Source organism: Moraxella oculi (assembly GCF_023336735.1).
GTDB classification, from domain to species: domain Bacteria; phylum Pseudomonadota; class Gammaproteobacteria; order Pseudomonadales; family Moraxellaceae; genus Moraxella; species Moraxella oculi.
Genome location: NZ_JAMBAQ010000022.1, coordinates 1 through 16,472 on the forward strand (window position 1 = coordinate 1; position 16,472 = coordinate 16,472).

Sequence of the window (16,472 nt, forward strand, 5' to 3'; positions counted from 1 at the left end):
GTTGTTCTTTAGTTTGGATTTTAAATAGTGTCATTCGTTGTCATCCAGCGAATGAGTGCGTATTATACGCCAGTTTTATTTAATGTCAAGCATTTTTTTCAATTTTTTTTAAAGTTTTTTTTAAAATGTTTTTGAGAACGATTTTAAGAACTTTAACTTTAAAAACTTTGAATGAAATGGTTAAATCAAAAGTTGCTTAAGTTATTGAATTTAAACAAGTTTTGTTTGCCTGTCTGCTTGAGTGGGGTGTATTATACGCTAATATTTTATTTTGTAAAGGGGGGTTTTATTGATTTTATAAAAATTTTTACAACTCATTGTTTATTTTATATTTTTTATCACTTGCACACGCCTTCGTTCATGGTATTGTTTTAAGTTTTAGGGGTTGTTTGCTCACAAACACGCCCAAACATTTGGTAATGCCTAATTTGGTAATCCTAAAGAGTAAACAGGAGATGCACCAAAAGCATTCACACCAAACTCAAAAACTCACGATAAAACGCCTGAAATCAATTTACTTCAAAGCTCGTCAAACTTCACTTAAACTAAATTGGTAAGTCTTTTTATGGTGCTTTTTGGTTCGAACTTAAAAGATAACCAAAAGACGGCACAAGGGCATTCTCCATAATTGGATTTGACACACTCATTGAAGAAAGCCCCTTGCTTTATCAAGAGGCGAGCTTTATTCGGTTCATGAATTTTTGATGATTTCAATCAGACCCATCACATCATCGACTGTGGTGTCAAAGCTACACATCAAACGAGCCATTCCTTTATTATCCCAATCATAAAAGGCGTATTTTTGGCGAGCGTTTACCATCGCCCTTTGTGGCAATTTAACAAACACGCCATTTGACTGCACTTGGTAGATAGGCTCAATACCAAGGTTTTTAAGTTCTTTTGTTAATAAAGTGGCCATGTCATTGGCTTGCTTGGCATTATGTAGATACAATTCATTTTCAAAAAGAGCGATAAACTGTGCGGAAATGAATCGCATTTTTGATGCGGTTTGAAGTCCGACTTTTCTAAGATATCGCAAAGATTGTGCCAACTTGGCATCAAAAGTAATTAAGCACTCACCCATCATCATGCCATTTTTTGTGCCACCAAAGGACACCATGTCCACGCCTGTATCAAAAATCATTTCTTTAAAGGTTGCATTCAGATGTGCTGCGGCATTTGATAGTCTTGCACCATCAACAAATACTTTCATATTATGAGCATGAGCAACCTCACAAATGGCAGCAATCTCCTCAATGGTATAGCAGGTACCACATTCTGTGGTCTGGCTGATATAGACAAGACTTGGCTGAGCACGATGCTCGCTACCAATATTGTAGATTTGAGTTTTGATCAACTCTGGGGTTAATTTACCGTCTTTGGTAGGCACTGCCAAAAGCTTAAGTCCGCCAATCACTTGTGGAGCTGTACTTTCATCTTGATGAATATGGGCAGATTCGGTACAAATTACCGCACCCCATCGAAGATTGATCGCTTGTAAACCGACCACATTTGCCCCCGTACCATTAAAGACCGGCAACGCATGAGCTTTCTCTCCAAAGTGCTTACGAATAACGGCTTGAAGCCTGTCTGTGTATTCATCATAACCATAAGCAGGCACATGACCAACATTGGCATCATTGAGTGCTTGCATGATGGCAGGATGCACTCCTGAATAATTATCAGAAGCGAAAGTTGTGGCAGGAGATTTTTGGTGGTACATCATCATTCCCTCTTAATAAAATCCTCTTAGTTTGGGTTTATTATAAATTAAATTCATAAAATTACCAACTTTTTTGTATGAATTACCCCATATTCACATCAACCATCTTGACTGCGTATTTTTCCTTAACTTTACTGATCGCCATCGCCAAAAAAAATACGATTGCCTGCAATAGCACAATCGTTGCACCTGTCGCTGAATCTAAATGATAACTGATGATCACTCCTAACACGCAAGTCAAACATGAGCTCATTGACGCAACTAAGACCATCATAGAAAATCGCCTGCACAACACAAATGCCGTAACCCCTGGACTGATTAACATCGCCACCACCAAAATCACACCCACCGCCTGCATCGCCACCACGACCGTCGCTGATAGCAACACAAGCAATCCGTAATACAACAGTGTTGGGGACAATCCTGCCACTCGTGCATGACTGGCATCAAAACAGTATAAAAGCAAATCCTTGATTTTTAATAGAGTTAGTAAAAAAATTAATCCGCATACTAGCATCGTTTGCCACAACATTGACTGATCAATGCCCAGCAGATTGCCAAATAAAATATGCTTTAATTGATGATCGCCCCCCATTTTGTTAAAGATGACCAGTCCCACGGCGAACATGCCTGCAAAGACAATGCCCATGAGCGTATCTTCTTTAATTCTGGTGTGTGCCTTTAAATACCCTACTGACATCGCACACATCAACCCTGCCAAAAAGGCACCAAGCAACACTGGCAACCCTGTCAAGGCAGCCACAACCACTCCTGGAAATACTGCATGGGAAATGGCATCGCCCATAAGGGACCAGCCTTTTAGCACCACAAAACAAGACAATAAAGCACACACCAAACCCACAGAAACAGCAGAGATCAACGCATGCTGCATAAAGGTGTGAGACAGCGGCTCAATGAGATAATCAAGCACATTCATGGTCATTACCCTAATTTTCTCGATGAATACGATGCCATCAATTTTGAACGCCGTTTTTGAGTAATCATGCCAAACTTTGGCGAAAACAAAAAAGCCAAAAGAAAGATGAATGTCTGCAATGACACAATCACACCGCCAGTCACTCCATCAAAAAAATAGCTTGCGTATGCCCCAATGCCACAAGTCAACACACCAATCATACCGGCAATGATAATAAGTGGGCGAAATTTATCTGTTAATTGGTAAGCAATTGCCCCTGGCGTGATGACCATCGCAATCACTAAAATCGCCCCTACCGTTTGTAGTGCGGAAACCACGCATGCAGACAGCAGACTAAAAAACAGTATCTTATATGACCAAGGCGACAAACCCACTGATTTGGCATGAATCTCGTCAAAAAAAACCAGTAATAAATCTTTCCAAAAAATCAGCAACAAAACAAATGATACAGCCATGACAATACCAACTTGTATTGCATCACCATCAGAAATGCCCAAGATATTACCAAAAATAATTTCTTGAACATTGACAGAGGTAGGGTTGATGGAAATGATAAAAAGCCCTAAAGCAAAAAAGGTAGTGAAGATCAACCCAATGATTGCGTCTTCTTTTAATTTGGTCAAAGACTTTACCCATAAGATTGACATCGCTGCCAACAGTCCTGCAAAAAATGCCGCAACTGCATAAGGCAAACTAAGTGCATAGGCAATCGCTACACCTGGTACTACCGCATGTGATAACGCATCACCAATGAGCGACCAGCCCTTTAGCATCAGATATGCCGATAAAAACGCACACACGCCACCCACCATTGATGACAGAACAATCGCCTTTACCATGTATTCGTAAGCAAAAGGCTCAGTCAATACAGTCAATAGCTCACTCATGATTCATCCTTAAGATCGCTCTTAATATCACCAGCATGCACGCTGGCGGCTTTTTTTGATGAATTCATGTTCACAGGACCCAAGCGACTCGCCTTCTGCTTCTCATGACAAGACGCACCCTCCAACACATCTTGTTGCAAACCATAAAAAACCGCAGGCACTTCGTCATCTGCCAAGATCGTCAGTGAGCGACTGTCATCATCATCGTGCAAATCCTTACCAGAAAGTCGTATTTGGCGCAACACACCACCAAAGACTTTCTCCAAATTTTTCTGTGTGAAAGTCTCATTTGTTGCCCCGCTTGCCAACACCGTCCGATTAATCATGACCACTTGATCACAAAATTCTGGAATTGTTCCCAAATTGTGCGTTGAAATCAAAACCAAATGACCACTTGCCTTTAACTCTAAAAGCAAAGCCATGATTGCCTGCTCAGTTTTGACATCAACACCCGTAAAGGGCTCGTCAAGCAAAATAATTTTACTCTCCTGTGCCAATGCCCGTGCCAAAAACACCCGCTTTTTTTGCCCCCCTGACAATTCGCTGATTTGCCGATCTCTTAAATGCTCGATGTCAACACGCTTCATCGCTTCATTGATTTTTTGTTGATCGCTTGCCTTTGGTATTCTCAAAAAATTCATATACCCATAACGACCCATCATGACCACATCATACACTGATACAGGAAACTGCCAATCCACCTCCTCACTTTGTGGCACATAGGCGACAAGATTTTTGCGTAGGGCTTTTTGAATAGGCAAACCACACAATAAAATTTGCCCTGTGCTTGGGCGAACAAGCCCCATGATAGACTTAAACAGCGTGGATTTTCCCGAGCCATTAACTCCCACCAAAGCACAAATCGTCCCACCGTCTAACGAAAAATTAACATCGTGTAAGGCGGTATGTCCGTTGGCATAACGCACCGAAATGTCTTTGGCAAAAATAGACGGATTTAGGGTATTTGTCATTTTGGTAAAGAAATGCTAAGTTGAATGAGTTATGTTAGAGTGAATGGATGGTTTTTAAATTTACTTTTAAAACGGTTTTGATATAAAAAATTTCATGCTCAAAACCTCTAGCACTTAGGCCATTTTAACAGATTATTATAGAGCGGTTTCATGTTTTATTGTAAATAAAAATCATTCATAAATCAATCATTTTTAGCTTAAGCCTTAACTAAACAAATGTTCTGATTATCAAAATTTTATTAAAATTTTTAGAATGTTTCAAAAACAGAACATGTAAGATGAATAATCGTAGTAACAAGCATGAATATTACGAATTATTAAATTTATTGGGCCATGGATTGGCAAAATTCAATCATGATTCTATTAAGCAGTTCAGGTTTAAAGCAAAAGAACATTTTTATCAATATTTTGTGGACTTAAACATTATAAAAACTAAAAGTGTGGTGAAAAGTCGTCAAGATTTATTTAACCCCTATTTTGATAACAGAAGATTGGGTTGGCGGTAGAAAAAGATGTCTATGAATACAGAATAATTCTCATTGATGGTTTGTTTGGTAATGAAAATGTGGTTACTTATGCCAATGTTGTTAAATTGATTTTGCAAGACGCTCGATTATTCGGAGACGACCATGATTTTCAAATTACCAGAAACTCAAAAAAACCACCTCGCAGAAGTCGAAAGGCATTCGCCAAATAAAGGTAAAATTCGCTTAACAGAAAATGAATATCTAAAAGCATAAGAATATAAAGACGATTATATTTTAACTTCATTTAAATAGCAGAAAAACACGGAAAATACTTGTATAAATTTCCATATTTTGATATGGCAAATAATTATTGCCATATCATCAATTATTAAATGAAATACAAAATATCCGAATATGCAAAACTCAACAAAGTAACCTATCGCACTGTATGGGCATGGGTAAAAAGTGGCAAGGTTCAATCCGAACTAACAACCACTGGACGGATATTGATTGTTGATAATGAGGTGCGTAAAAAAACCGTTGTTTGTATTTACTGCCGTGTTTCATCAAGCGAAAATAAAAGCAACCTTGATAGCCAAGCCGATAGAATAATTGCTTATGCCAATGCTCGCGACTAGAAAGTTGATAAGGTAATTAAAGAAGTGGGTGGTGGTTTAAATGACAATCGTAAGAAACTCATAGACCTATTCAATGACAAAACAGTTGATGTCATTATTGTCGAACATAAAGACCGATTAACACGCTTTGGGTTTAACTACATTAAAACCCTGCTTGCTATGCAAAACCGTAAAATAGAAGTGGTTAATCAAGTGATAGATGAAAGAGAAGACTTAATTACTGATTTTACTTCAATCATCACTTCATTTTGTGCTAGGGTTTACGGACAAAGACGAACCAAACGCAAAAACGAACAACTTATTAAAGAATTGCAGGACAAATAAACTACCATGTACTTAACTCACACAATCCGCACTAAACAAAACCACAAGCATTACAAAATGCTTGATGACTATGCGTTTTTGTGTAAAAACCTATTCAATGTAGCAACCTATCACAACAGACAAGTCGTCATTATAAACAACAAAACACCAACCGCTTTTAATCTCATCAATCAACTAACCCAAGAAAAACAAGGTGATTATATTGCTGTTCCTGCCAAAGTTGCACAGCAAGTAATTAAACAAGCTTCTCAAAACTTTGGGTCTTTTTGGGCGGTTGTTAAAGCCTATCATAAAGACAAATCCAAGTTTTTAGCTCGTCCTAAATTACCAAAATATTTAGATAAAACCAAAGGACGAGCTAACATTATTTTCACCAAAAGCAATTTCTAAACATGATTTGCAAAAAGGCATTTTAACCCTTTCAAGCTATTTTGATACACCATTGTCTTTTGAACTTGGCAAACTTAAAAACATCATCAATCTTAACAACATACAAGAAGTCAAAGTTGTCAAGATTGCCAATGGTTATGATATTAAAATCATCTACAAAACAGACAAGCCAACGCCTAAACCCAATAATGGGCGTTATTTAGCGGTTGATTTAGGTTTAAATAATCTTATGACAGCTGTTAGCAACACAAACAATACGCCTTTTATTGTTACAGGCAAGACTGTAAAATCTGTTAATCAATTTTTTAATAAAATCAAAGCTAAGCTACAGAGTGAAAAAGACAGATTCATTCACCTTGCCAAGCAAAGCAATAAAACCATTCCACAGATTAACTGCATTAACAAACAATTAAATAAGTTATCATTTAAATGTAATAATCAAATCAATGATTATTTACATAAAGCAAGCCATTATCTTATCAACCACGCAGTTGCCAACGAGATAACAACGATTGTTATCGGTCACAATCAAGATTGGAAACAAGGGATAAATATTGGTAAAAGAAACAATCAAAGTTTTGTCAGTGTGCCTTTTGCAAGATTGGTACAAATGATACAGTATAAAGCCAAATTACGAGGCATTGATGTGATTGTTGCTGAAGAAAGTTATACAAGTAAATGTAGCTTTCTTGATGATGAACCCATTGCTAAACAAGTTAATTATCAAGGTAAACATGTTAAGCGTGGTTTATTTAAATCAAGCAATAACACGCTTATCAATGCTGATGTCAATGGTGCTTGCAATATTTTAAGAAAAGTAATTGGGAAGTTTGATCACAACCCAATAGTGATGTGTAGTACGCCTAAGATGATTAACCCATTAAAGGCCAATCCTTAAACTTAAATTTCCGTGTTTTTCCGTGAAATTTGGAACTATTGAATTATGAAATCCCCAGATTTTAATGATAGAAAATCCAATTCACCATCTGAATTTTAAGGAGGTTGTATTGCAATCAAAGCTGATTAAAGAGCATCATTTGGAGCGTGAAATATGTTGAAGACAGCCGCAAGGCTTAATGACCAATCCAAATTCTGCGTGAGTCGTTGGTTATTACGCCAATTCTTAAATTTAAAAGAAGGTGAATTGGCAACGAGTGAACGATGACAATTAATGGATTGCGATGGTGTCATCATGACCAAACTGAGTGAAAATCAATACAAAATCGATAAAGCAAAATTTGGGAGTTGTAGAGGCTTTATTACCAACCTTTAATCCATCAAAACAAACAAAAAACACAAGTGGTCAATATATCAATCACTTGTGTTTTTGTAACTCTTACTTACCAGAACCTTCAAAACCCTCTACCACAGTGCTGACCGTAACATTGAGTAAGTCTAAATAGGTAGGTACTTTACCACCACTCTCCGATAAACTATCTACATAAAGCACCCCGCCGTATTTAGCCCCTGTTTCTTTGGCAACTTGCTTGATGGGCTTGTCGCTCACGGTGCTTTCGCTAAATACCACAGGTATTTTATTAGCATTGACGACATCAATCACCGCTTTGACTTGCTGTGGCGTACCTTGTTGCTCAGCATTGATATCCCATAAATACGCCTCTTTTAGACCATAATCTTTGGCAAGATAGCTAAAAGCCCCTTCACTCGTTACCAGCCAACGCTTATCTTCAGGAATGCCTGCCAATTTAGCACGCAACGGCGCATCCAGCGCTTTAATTTTTTGGCTGTAGGCTTCGGCATTTTTGATATAAATATCTTTGTTGTCTGGGTCGTGGGCGATCAAGGCGTTTTTGATGTTTTCCACATAAACCAGTGCATTCGTCGGCGACATCCACGCATGGGGATTTGGCAGGTCTTTATAAGCCCCCGCCTTAATCAGTAAGGGCGTGATGCCTTCTGTTACTGTGGCGGCAGGTACTGTAGTGTTTTGATAGAATTTTTCAAACCAACGCTCTAAATTCATGCCGTTATGAAGTATCAAGTCTGCTTCTTTGACCTTGGCGATGTCTTTAGGAGTAGGTTCATAATCATGTATTTCTGCACCTGCTTTGGTGATGGATTCAACCTGTGCTGCCTCGCCTGCAACATTTTGGGCAATGTCTTTGATGATGGTAAAAGTGGTTAATACAGTAAACTTATGGTCTTCAGGTCTGGTCTGCTCACCATGCGTCTCATTAGACTGACCACAACCCGCCAAAGCGATTACGGCCAGCCCCAATACGAATGCTTTCAAAGATCTCATTGCAATGATTCCTCCCATCATCTACTAGAAATGAAAATAAAAATGACTGTTACGATAATGATACTCATTATTAAAAAATAAGTCAAACATTAGTTCAGACACATTAGTCCAGTCAACACCCCACCAATACCAACTTTAATCAGCTGGAAATTTGGGTCATCTTTACCTTGTTCAAAGCATGCTTGTCCAATCAATCACCAAAGGTTTTAAAGATGCAACCAAGTTTCTTTCTTTGGATATCAACATCTGTTATAATTGATAAATTTCATTCTTTAACTTTTATCCACTGGTAGCGGTCAAATATTTGATTGTAGCAAATATCACTGCCAACGCCAAATTTAGGAGAACTACTATGGTCGCAATCACACTTCCCAATGGCGATGTTAAGCAATTTGACGGTGTCACCACCGTGATGGAAATCGCCCAAAGCATCGGTGCAGGACTTGCCAAAGCGTGTGTGGCAGGCATTGTCAATGGCAAACTTGTGGACGCCTGCGACCCCATTAACGCCGATGCAAGCGTGCAAATCATCACCCCAAAAGACGATGCAGGCGTGGAGATTATCCGCCATTCGTGCGCCCACCTTTTAGGACATGCCGTCAAACAGTTATTTCCAGAGGTCAAGATGGTCATCGGACCTGTGATTGATGACGGATTTTATTATGATATTTATAGCGAAAAACCCTTTACTCAAGACGACATGGCAATGATTGAAGAGCGAATGACCAAGCTCATCAATCAAGATTACGATGTCATCAAAAAAATGACACCAAGAGATGAAGTCATCGAAATATTTAAAAATCGTGGCGAAGACTATAAATTACGCCTAATTGATGACATGCCAGACGAAACACAAATGGGTCTATATTATCATCAAGAATACATCGACATGTGTCGTGGACCTCATGTACCAAACACTCGCTTTTTAAAGGCGTTCAAACTCACCAAAATGAGTGGTGCGTATTGGCGTGGTGATGCCAAAAACGAACAATTACAACGCATTTATGGCACAGCGTGGGCAGATAAAAAACAATTACAAGCCTATATCAAACGCATAGAAGAAGCCGAAAAAAGAGACCATCGTAAAATTGGCAAGGCTTTGGACTTATTTCATCTGCAAGAAGAAGCTCCTGGCATGGTATTTTGGCACCCCAATGGCTGGACAGTATGGCAAGTATTAGAACAATACATGCGACAAGTACAAAAAGACAACGGCTATCTTGAAATCAAAACACCACAAGTCGTGGACAAAAGCCTGTGGGAAAAGTCAGGACATTGGGAAAATTATGGCGAAATGATGTTCACCACATCATCAGAAAAACGAGACTACGCCATCAAGCCGATGAACTGCCCTTGCCATGTACAGGTGTTTAATCAAGGCTTGAAGTCTTATCGTGATTTACCACTACGCCTTGCCGAATTTGGCTCATGCCATCGCAATGAACCGTCAGGCAGTCTGCACGGCATCATGCGCGTGCGTGGATTTGTGCAAGACGATGCCCATATTTTTTGTACCAATGAGCAGATACGTGATGAGGCCCAAGCCTTTATCAAGTTGACCTTGCAAGTCTATAAAGATTTTGGCTTTGATGAGGTGCAAATGAAACTCTCCACCCGCCCTGAAAAACGCGTGGGGGCAGATGAGCTTTGGGATTTGGCTGAAAAAGATTTGGCAGACGCACTGGACACGGCAGGGCTTGACTGGGAATTACAAGAAGGCGAAGGTGCGTTTTATGGTCCCAAGATTGAATTTAGCTTAAAAGACTGCTTGGGGCGCGTGTGGCAATGTGGTACGCTACAACTGGATTTTAACTTACCTGAACGATTGGGGGCGGAATACATTGATGAGAATGGCGAGCGAGTACGCCCTGTCATGCTCCATCGTGCGATTTTAGGCAGCTTTGAACGCTTTATTGGCATTTTGATTGAGCATTATGCAGGTTGGTTCCCTGCGTGGCTTGCTCCCCAACAAGTTGTGGTGATGAATATTACCGACAAACAAGCGGACGCTGTGGAAAGTACCGTAAAAGCCTTGCAAGATCAAGGATTTAGAGCGATTAGCGATTTGCGTAACGAAAAAATCGGCTTTAAAATCCGTGAACGCACCCTTGAACGCATTCCCTTTATGCTCGTTTTGGGCGATAAAGAAGTAGAAAGCAATACGGTCAATGTGCGTACAAGAGAAGGCGAGAATTTGGGCAGTATGTCGCTAGATGACTTTGTCAAAGTGCTGGATACAGCGATTGATAAAAAAGGTAGGGTTGAAGTGAAAGCGGAATAATACCAAAAAACAAGCTCCAAAATTTTGGGGCTTGTTTTGCTTTTGTCACTCTAATTTTTAAGGTGCTCACTGATGTCTGACAATTTCACTCAATTAAACGCAATGATTACCAATATTAATTTAAAAAACCATCTCAACCAATTATCACAACAAGAATTGGCTTATCTGCAAATCATTCCCCCAAGTTGGATGCAAGGTTTAGAATATTCTGCCTATTTAGAACAGCTCAATCATTTATCATATTTGTATAAAAATGGTAGAATTGTGATGGCACATATTGTCCAAGCCAATAGAATGTTGTTTTCTGATGATAATACACATTCTTGCCCTGCTGAAATCGTTTATGACATTAACGGTCAAACCAGCATTGATGAATTATCACAAATCGCTCACCAACTATTCAGCTTAAAAACACACTACACCTAATAACCCCGAATTAAAAAAAATATGCTGAACATATTACCAATGAGCGTACACAATTATTTTCTCGTGTGCCAAAAGTTTTGACCGAAAAAAGAATTGGTAACAACCACAATGTTTATTTGGCGACCGCATTTGCCCAATGGAGTTTTATCAATAGGCTATTTCCCAATTTTAATTAACGATACTCATCAAGGAATAGCAACTGTATTACCTGCAAGATTTTGGAAAAATAGTGATTTGTATCAAGATTGGATTTCTTATAATGATATGGATATGAGCAATGCTTTTTTAAAAATGAGTAAAGTTAATCATATTTGGCAAGAATTTCAAGATTACGCAAAACCAACTGCACAGGATTTTAATTTACTTAATCAAATGATTGTTAATGAAATTGATGTTTCGAAGAAATCTGTAAATTTTTTACAACAATGTATTGATACAATTAAAGAAGACTATGAAGAAAATCACATACCAATCAAGAAAAATAAACCAAATTTTTTGAATAAAATAAAATCTTTATTTGGATATTGACTAATAAGGTGTGCATAATGTATTTTTTTTAATCTACAACTTCATCGGCCCACTAAAATCATCTGCCATAAATTTAACCAACCCTTCCGCCCCCACCAAGCGGTCGCTCTTGGAGGGGGTTAAGAAGTTCATAAAAGGCTTGTATTTTTTGCAGATTTGTTATGATAATAAGAATGTTTTTTAAGGAATATTTATGAAAAGTTTAAAAGCTGTATTATTGCGTGAGCTAATGGCAATAAGCGGGCAAAGTTTTGCCAAACCACCCACAGACATAGAAATCAAATTTAAAAAGGGCGATTATTGTGCCACCTATCAAATTGACACTCGTAGCGACCTGCATATTTATTTAAACAAAAATCAAAATTTACCATTAATTTAATTGCAGGCATTGCAAAACCCCACCTTGTCAATAGCAAAGGTGATGACATTAAATATGAGTATGACGAAGTATATAGTCAAAAGTACGGCATTAAGCAAGCACAATGGAAATATCATATTGCAAGCAAGGGAAAATATTCGATTGGATTTGACATACCGCACGACAGCCATGCTTATGCCGAACTTGAATTTTGTGCTTATTGATTTTAAAAGTCCATTCAAAGTAATTTTGGGTGGATTTTTATCAATCAAAAATTTACAATGGCAAGTTTAATTAAATTAAATTTTTTGTTTTTTTAAGGACGATATATGCTATTTAATGCTTTTACCCAACAATACCCACTTTCTAAAACTGTGCGCTTTGAATTAAAACCGATTGGCAAAACACTTGAATACATCAAAGCCAAAAACTTTTTAAAAAAAGATGCCGCACTTGCCGAAAGCTACCAAAAAATCAAGCCGATTTTAGATGATTATCATCGTGATTTTATTGGGCAGGCATTAAAAGACATTAGCTTGACAGAATTGTCAAATTTTCAGAACCATTATTTGGCACTCAAACAGAATAAAAATGACAATGAACTGCGTAAAGCGTTAGAAAAATCACAAGAGCAATTGCGTAAAATGATCGTCAAGCAATTTAAAAAAGACGAAAAGACCAAAGCTTTATTTGAAAGTCTATTTGCCAAAGAATTGTTTGGCAGTACAAAAGAGCAAGGCAATTTGGTTAAATGGATTATCCAAAAAGAGGGAAAAGAGTCGCCAAAAATCGCTCTCATTGAGCAGTTTATTGGTTTTACCACTTATTTTAGCGGGTTTTATGAAAATCGTAAAAATCTATATAGCCACGAAAATAAACATACCGCCATTGCTTATCGTTTGATTCACGAAAATCTACCCAGATTTGTGGATAACATTCATACTTTAAGCCATATTAAAAATAAATATGCTGATTTATATCAGCAATTTAATCATCTGGATGAACAAGTCTCCAATTCTTTTGATGATTTTAATATTGATGATTTGTCAGAGATTGATTTTTATAATCATTTATTAACCCAATCAGGCATTACTGCTTACAATGCTTTATTAGGTGGAAAAACTTTGGATAATGGCAAAAAATTGCAAGGTGTTAATGAGATTATAAATCTATACAATCAAAAAAATAAATGCAAGGTCGCCAAATTAAAACCATTGCACAAACAATTATTAAGCGATAAACAAAGCCTATCATTTTTACCATCAAGGTTTGAAGATGATAATGAAGTTTGTAATGCAATCAATGATTTTTATCGTGGGTATTATGAAGATTTTACCAAAATTCAAGCCTTGTTAAATGATATTCAAAAATATGACATAAATGGCATTTATATCAATCAAAAACAACTGACACACATCTCCCATAATATATACGGTCATTTTAATTTAATCAACAATGCTTTAAGCGACTATTATGCCAATCAAATAAACCCAGAGTTTGAAAGTAAACTTGCCAAAGCCAAAACAGACACTGCTAGGGACAAACTCAACAAAGAGCGAGAAAAATTTATTAAATCTGAACACAGCATTGCTGTTTTGGAACAGGCATTAACTCAATATTGTCAAAGCAAAGATGATGTTGAGTTTGTGAGCATCGTGGATTATTTATCAGAATATTTTATCAATACTGATGATGAAAAATTGTCTTTAATCAAAGATATTGACAATAAATTCAGTACAATTAAAGGCTTTATAGAAAAAGAATATCCGATTGGCGAATGCACTTTTTATAAGCACAAAAAATCCCAAGACATCATTAATTTAAAGCTATTTTTGGATAGCGTAATGACTTTGGTGCATTTTATTAAGCCATTGGCGATTGGAAATGACGCTGGTTTGAATGAAGACAAGTCATTTTATGGCGAATTTACACCTTTATATGATGATTTAAAGCAGTTTACTTCACTTTATAATAAAGTTCGTGATTATGTCTCTCAAAAATCTTTTAATGTTGAAAAATATAAACTTAATTTTGATAATGCAACTTTACTGTCAGGTTGGGATTTAAACAAAGAAAAAGACAATTTTGGCATTATTTTGCAAAAAAATGGCAACTATTATCTGGCGATTTTGGATAAAGACCACAAAAAGGTCTTTGACCAAGCACCTGTTGCGAATAGCCAAGATGTTTATCAAAAAATGGTGTATAAGCTACTGCCTGGTCCGAATAAAATGTTACCAAAAGTATTTTTTGCCAAAAGCAATATTGACGATTATTCGCCATCTAAGAATATTTTGGAAAAATACGAACAAGGCACGCATAAAAAAGGCGAGTTATTCAATCTATCTGATTGCCATCGTTTAATAGATTTTTTCAAAGAAAGTATCAATAAGCACCCAGAATGGAAAGAGTTTGGTTTTGTATTTTCTGATACGAGTAGCTATAATGATTTAAGTGATTTTTATAAGGAAGTTGAGCCACAAGGATATAAAGTTTTTTTTACCGATATTGACAGCCAATATATTGATAATTTAGTAGAGCAAGGCAAATTATATCTATTTCAAATCTATAATAAGGATTTTTCAACACATTCTTATGGCAACAAGAATTTACATACTTTATATTTTAAGGAATTATTTAGTCCTGAAAATCTACAAAATGTCATTTATAAATTAAATGGCGAAGCAGAGATTTTTTATCGTCAAGCATCATTAAATATTAATGATGTGGCAAAACACCCTGCTGGCGAAGTATTGGTAATGAAAAACCCAAACAACGCCAATGTCAACAAAATCGCTACACACACCATTTACAAAGACAAACGCTATACCCAAGATAAGTTTTTGTTACATATTCCCATTACGATGAATTTTGGAGTTGATGGTGTTGGTTTTAAAGCTTTTAACCAAAAAGTTAATCAAACACTCAAAAATAGCAATAACGATGTTCATATCATTGGCATTGACCGTGGCGAACGCCATTTGTTGTATGTGAGTGTGATTAATCAAAAAGGCGAAATCATTGAGCAAAAGTCTTTAAATGAGATTGTGAATACAGGTCATAACGGCATTGAGCTGGCAGTCAATTATCACACGCTTTTGGATAATAAAGAAAAAGGGCGTGCTACTGCTCGTGTAAACTGGGGTGAAATTGAAAATATCAAAGAACTTAAGCAAGGCTATTTAAGTCAAGTGGTGCATCATATCAGTCAGCTGATGCTTAAATATAATGCCATTGTTGTGCTGGAAGATTTAAACTTTGGTTTTAAGCGTGGGCGTTTTAAGGTTGAAAAGCAAGTCTATCAAAACTTTGAAAACGCACTTATTAAAAAACTTAATTATTTGGTATTTAAAGACAAAACACCCAATGAATTGGGCGGTATTAGAAATGCCTTGCAATTAACCAATAAATTTGAAGATATTAAAGATATCGGCAAGCAAACAGGGTTTTTATTCTATGTGCCAGCATGGAATACCAGTAAAATTGACCCAACCACAGGGTTTGTGAATTTATTGCCCTTGCATTACGAAAATATCGATAAATCCAAAGATTTTTTTGCAAAGTTTGATAGCATTTTCTATAATGCCAATAAAGATTATTTTGAATTTGCTTTGGATTATAAAAAATTTACCGATAAAGCAACTGGCTCAAAAACTGATTGGGTAATTTGTTCGCACGGCGATGTGCGTTTTGCTTACAACAATACTACAAAGAGTATGGAAAAAATCAATGTCAATGATTGTCTAAAAGCATTATTTGAGAAACATCAAATCAATTATCAAAGTGGCAATGATTTAATTGATTTGATTTGTCAAAATAATAGTAAAGATTTGTATAGCAGTCTTTATTATTATCTTAAAGTGTTGGTATCTATGCGATATAGCAACGCTAATACGGATGATGATTTTATTTTGTCGCCTGTGGCAAATAAAAACAGTGAGTTTTTTGACAGTCGTAAGATTGAAGCATTGCCAGAAAAAGAGCGAAAATTACCTGAAAACTCTGATGCCAATGGTGCATATCATATCGCCAAAAAAGGCTTGTGGGTATTGAAGCAGATTAAGGCAAATGATAATTTAGATAAATTAAATCTGATGATTAGCAATCAAGAGTGGCTAAAATTTGTTCAAAATAACTAGATAATATATTTAGGCTCAATTATTAAAATTGAGCCTATTTTTTGACTTCCTCCCCTCGCTAAACCGAGGGGATTCCTACTGCTAGACGGTCAAGCCCGACCGCAAGAATGTTCTTACTAGCATTGATATCTCTATCATGC

The 16,472-nt window shown here is 36.9% G+C and carries 13 protein-coding genes and 2 pseudogenes; 9 read left to right on the forward strand and 6 right to left on the reverse strand.

From position 1 onward, the window contains the following. Window positions 1–691: 691 nt before the first annotated feature. From M2R47_RS08460 to M2R47_RS08475, 4 genes are all read right to left on the reverse strand, one after another. Entirely contained in the window at window positions 692–1,729 is a 1,038-nt protein-coding gene (locus tag M2R47_RS08460; RefSeq protein WP_249101783.1) for a threonine aldolase family protein, read from the reverse strand. A 76-nt stretch (window positions 1,730–1,805) separates the two neighbouring features. Next, a complete protein-coding gene (locus tag M2R47_RS08465; protein ID WP_249101786.1) occupies window positions 1,806–2,660 on the reverse strand; it encodes a metal ABC transporter permease in 855 nt (284 codons plus the stop codon). A gap of 5 nt (window positions 2,661–2,665) precedes the next feature. Continuing rightward, window positions 2,666–3,547 (reverse strand): metal ABC transporter permease, encoded by an 882-nt coding sequence (locus tag M2R47_RS08470; RefSeq protein ID WP_249101802.1) that lies wholly within the window; start codon window positions 3,545–3,547, stop codon window positions 2,666–2,668. After that, window positions 3,544–4,518: an ATP-binding cassette domain-containing protein gene (locus M2R47_RS08475; RefSeq protein ID WP_283162947.1), complete on the reverse strand. Its 975-nt coding sequence runs from the start codon at window positions 4,516–4,518 to the stop codon at window positions 3,544–3,546. The genes M2R47_RS08470 and M2R47_RS08475 overlap by 4 nt, the downstream gene beginning before the upstream one ends. Window positions 4,519–5,377: 859 nt before the next feature. On the opposite strand from M2R47_RS08475, the gene M2R47_RS08480 reads away from it, so the two are divergent. The 4 genes and pseudogenes from M2R47_RS08480 to M2R47_RS08495 all read left to right on the forward strand — a co-directional run bounded on the left by M2R47_RS08480 (window position 5,378) and on the right by M2R47_RS08495 (window position 7,235). After that, window positions 5,378–5,623, forward strand: coding sequence for a hypothetical protein (locus tag M2R47_RS08480; protein ID WP_249101805.1), 246 nt, complete (start codon window positions 5,378–5,380; stop codon window positions 5,621–5,623). 12 nt (window positions 5,624–5,635) lie between these two features. After that, window positions 5,636–5,947, forward strand: a pseudogene (locus M2R47_RS08485) (IS607 family transposase); the annotation flags it as partial. Between the two features lie 57 nt (window positions 5,948–6,004). Further along, window positions 6,005–6,337, forward strand: a complete 333-nt coding sequence (locus tag M2R47_RS08490; RefSeq protein WP_249101812.1) for a hypothetical protein — start codon at window positions 6,005–6,007, stop codon at window positions 6,335–6,337. A gap of 7 nt (window positions 6,338–6,344) precedes the next feature. Next, window positions 6,345–7,235, forward strand: coding sequence for an RNA-guided endonuclease InsQ/TnpB family protein (locus M2R47_RS08495; RefSeq protein ID WP_249101814.1), 891 nt, complete (start codon window positions 6,345–6,347; stop codon window positions 7,233–7,235). A gap of 438 nt (window positions 7,236–7,673) precedes the next feature. Here M2R47_RS08495 and M2R47_RS08500 read toward each other — a convergent pair whose 3' ends face one another. After that, window positions 7,674–8,600 carry a metal ABC transporter substrate-binding protein gene (locus M2R47_RS08500; RefSeq protein WP_249101817.1) on the reverse strand — a complete coding sequence of 309 codons (927 nt, stop codon included), beginning with the start codon at window positions 8,598–8,600 and terminating at the stop codon, window positions 7,674–7,676. Between the two features lie 352 nt (window positions 8,601–8,952). Between M2R47_RS08500 and thrS the strand changes: the two genes are divergently transcribed. From thrS to cas12a, 5 genes are all read left to right on the forward strand, one after another. Beyond that, window positions 8,953–10,881: a threonine--tRNA ligase gene (gene thrS, locus M2R47_RS08505; RefSeq protein ID WP_249101877.1), complete on the forward strand. Its 1,929-nt coding sequence runs from the start codon at window positions 8,953–8,955 to the stop codon at window positions 10,879–10,881. Window positions 10,882–10,953: 72 nt separating this feature from the next. Next, window positions 10,954–11,307, forward strand: a complete 354-nt coding sequence (locus tag M2R47_RS08510; protein ID WP_249101889.1) for a hypothetical protein — start codon at window positions 10,954–10,956, stop codon at window positions 11,305–11,307. A 108-nt stretch (window positions 11,308–11,415) separates the two neighbouring features. Next, window positions 11,416–11,835 (forward strand): hypothetical protein, encoded by a 420-nt coding sequence (locus tag M2R47_RS08515; RefSeq protein WP_249101892.1) that lies wholly within the window; start codon window positions 11,416–11,418, stop codon window positions 11,833–11,835. A 193-nt stretch (window positions 11,836–12,028) separates the two neighbouring features. After that, window positions 12,029–12,214 carry a hypothetical protein gene (locus M2R47_RS08520; RefSeq protein WP_249101895.1) on the forward strand — a complete coding sequence of 62 codons (186 nt, stop codon included), beginning with the start codon at window positions 12,029–12,031 and terminating at the stop codon, window positions 12,212–12,214. A 308-nt stretch (window positions 12,215–12,522) separates the two neighbouring features. Further along, window positions 12,523–16,332 carry a type V CRISPR-associated protein Cas12a/Cpf1 gene (cas12a, locus tag M2R47_RS08525; RefSeq protein WP_249101897.1) on the forward strand — a complete coding sequence of 1,270 codons (3,810 nt, stop codon included), beginning with the start codon at window positions 12,523–12,525 and terminating at the stop codon, window positions 16,330–16,332. 58 nt (window positions 16,333–16,390) lie between these two features. Here cas12a and M2R47_RS08530 read toward each other — a convergent pair. After that, a pseudogene (locus M2R47_RS08530) lies at window positions 16,391–16,472 on the reverse strand (RNA-guided endonuclease TnpB family protein); the annotation flags it as partial.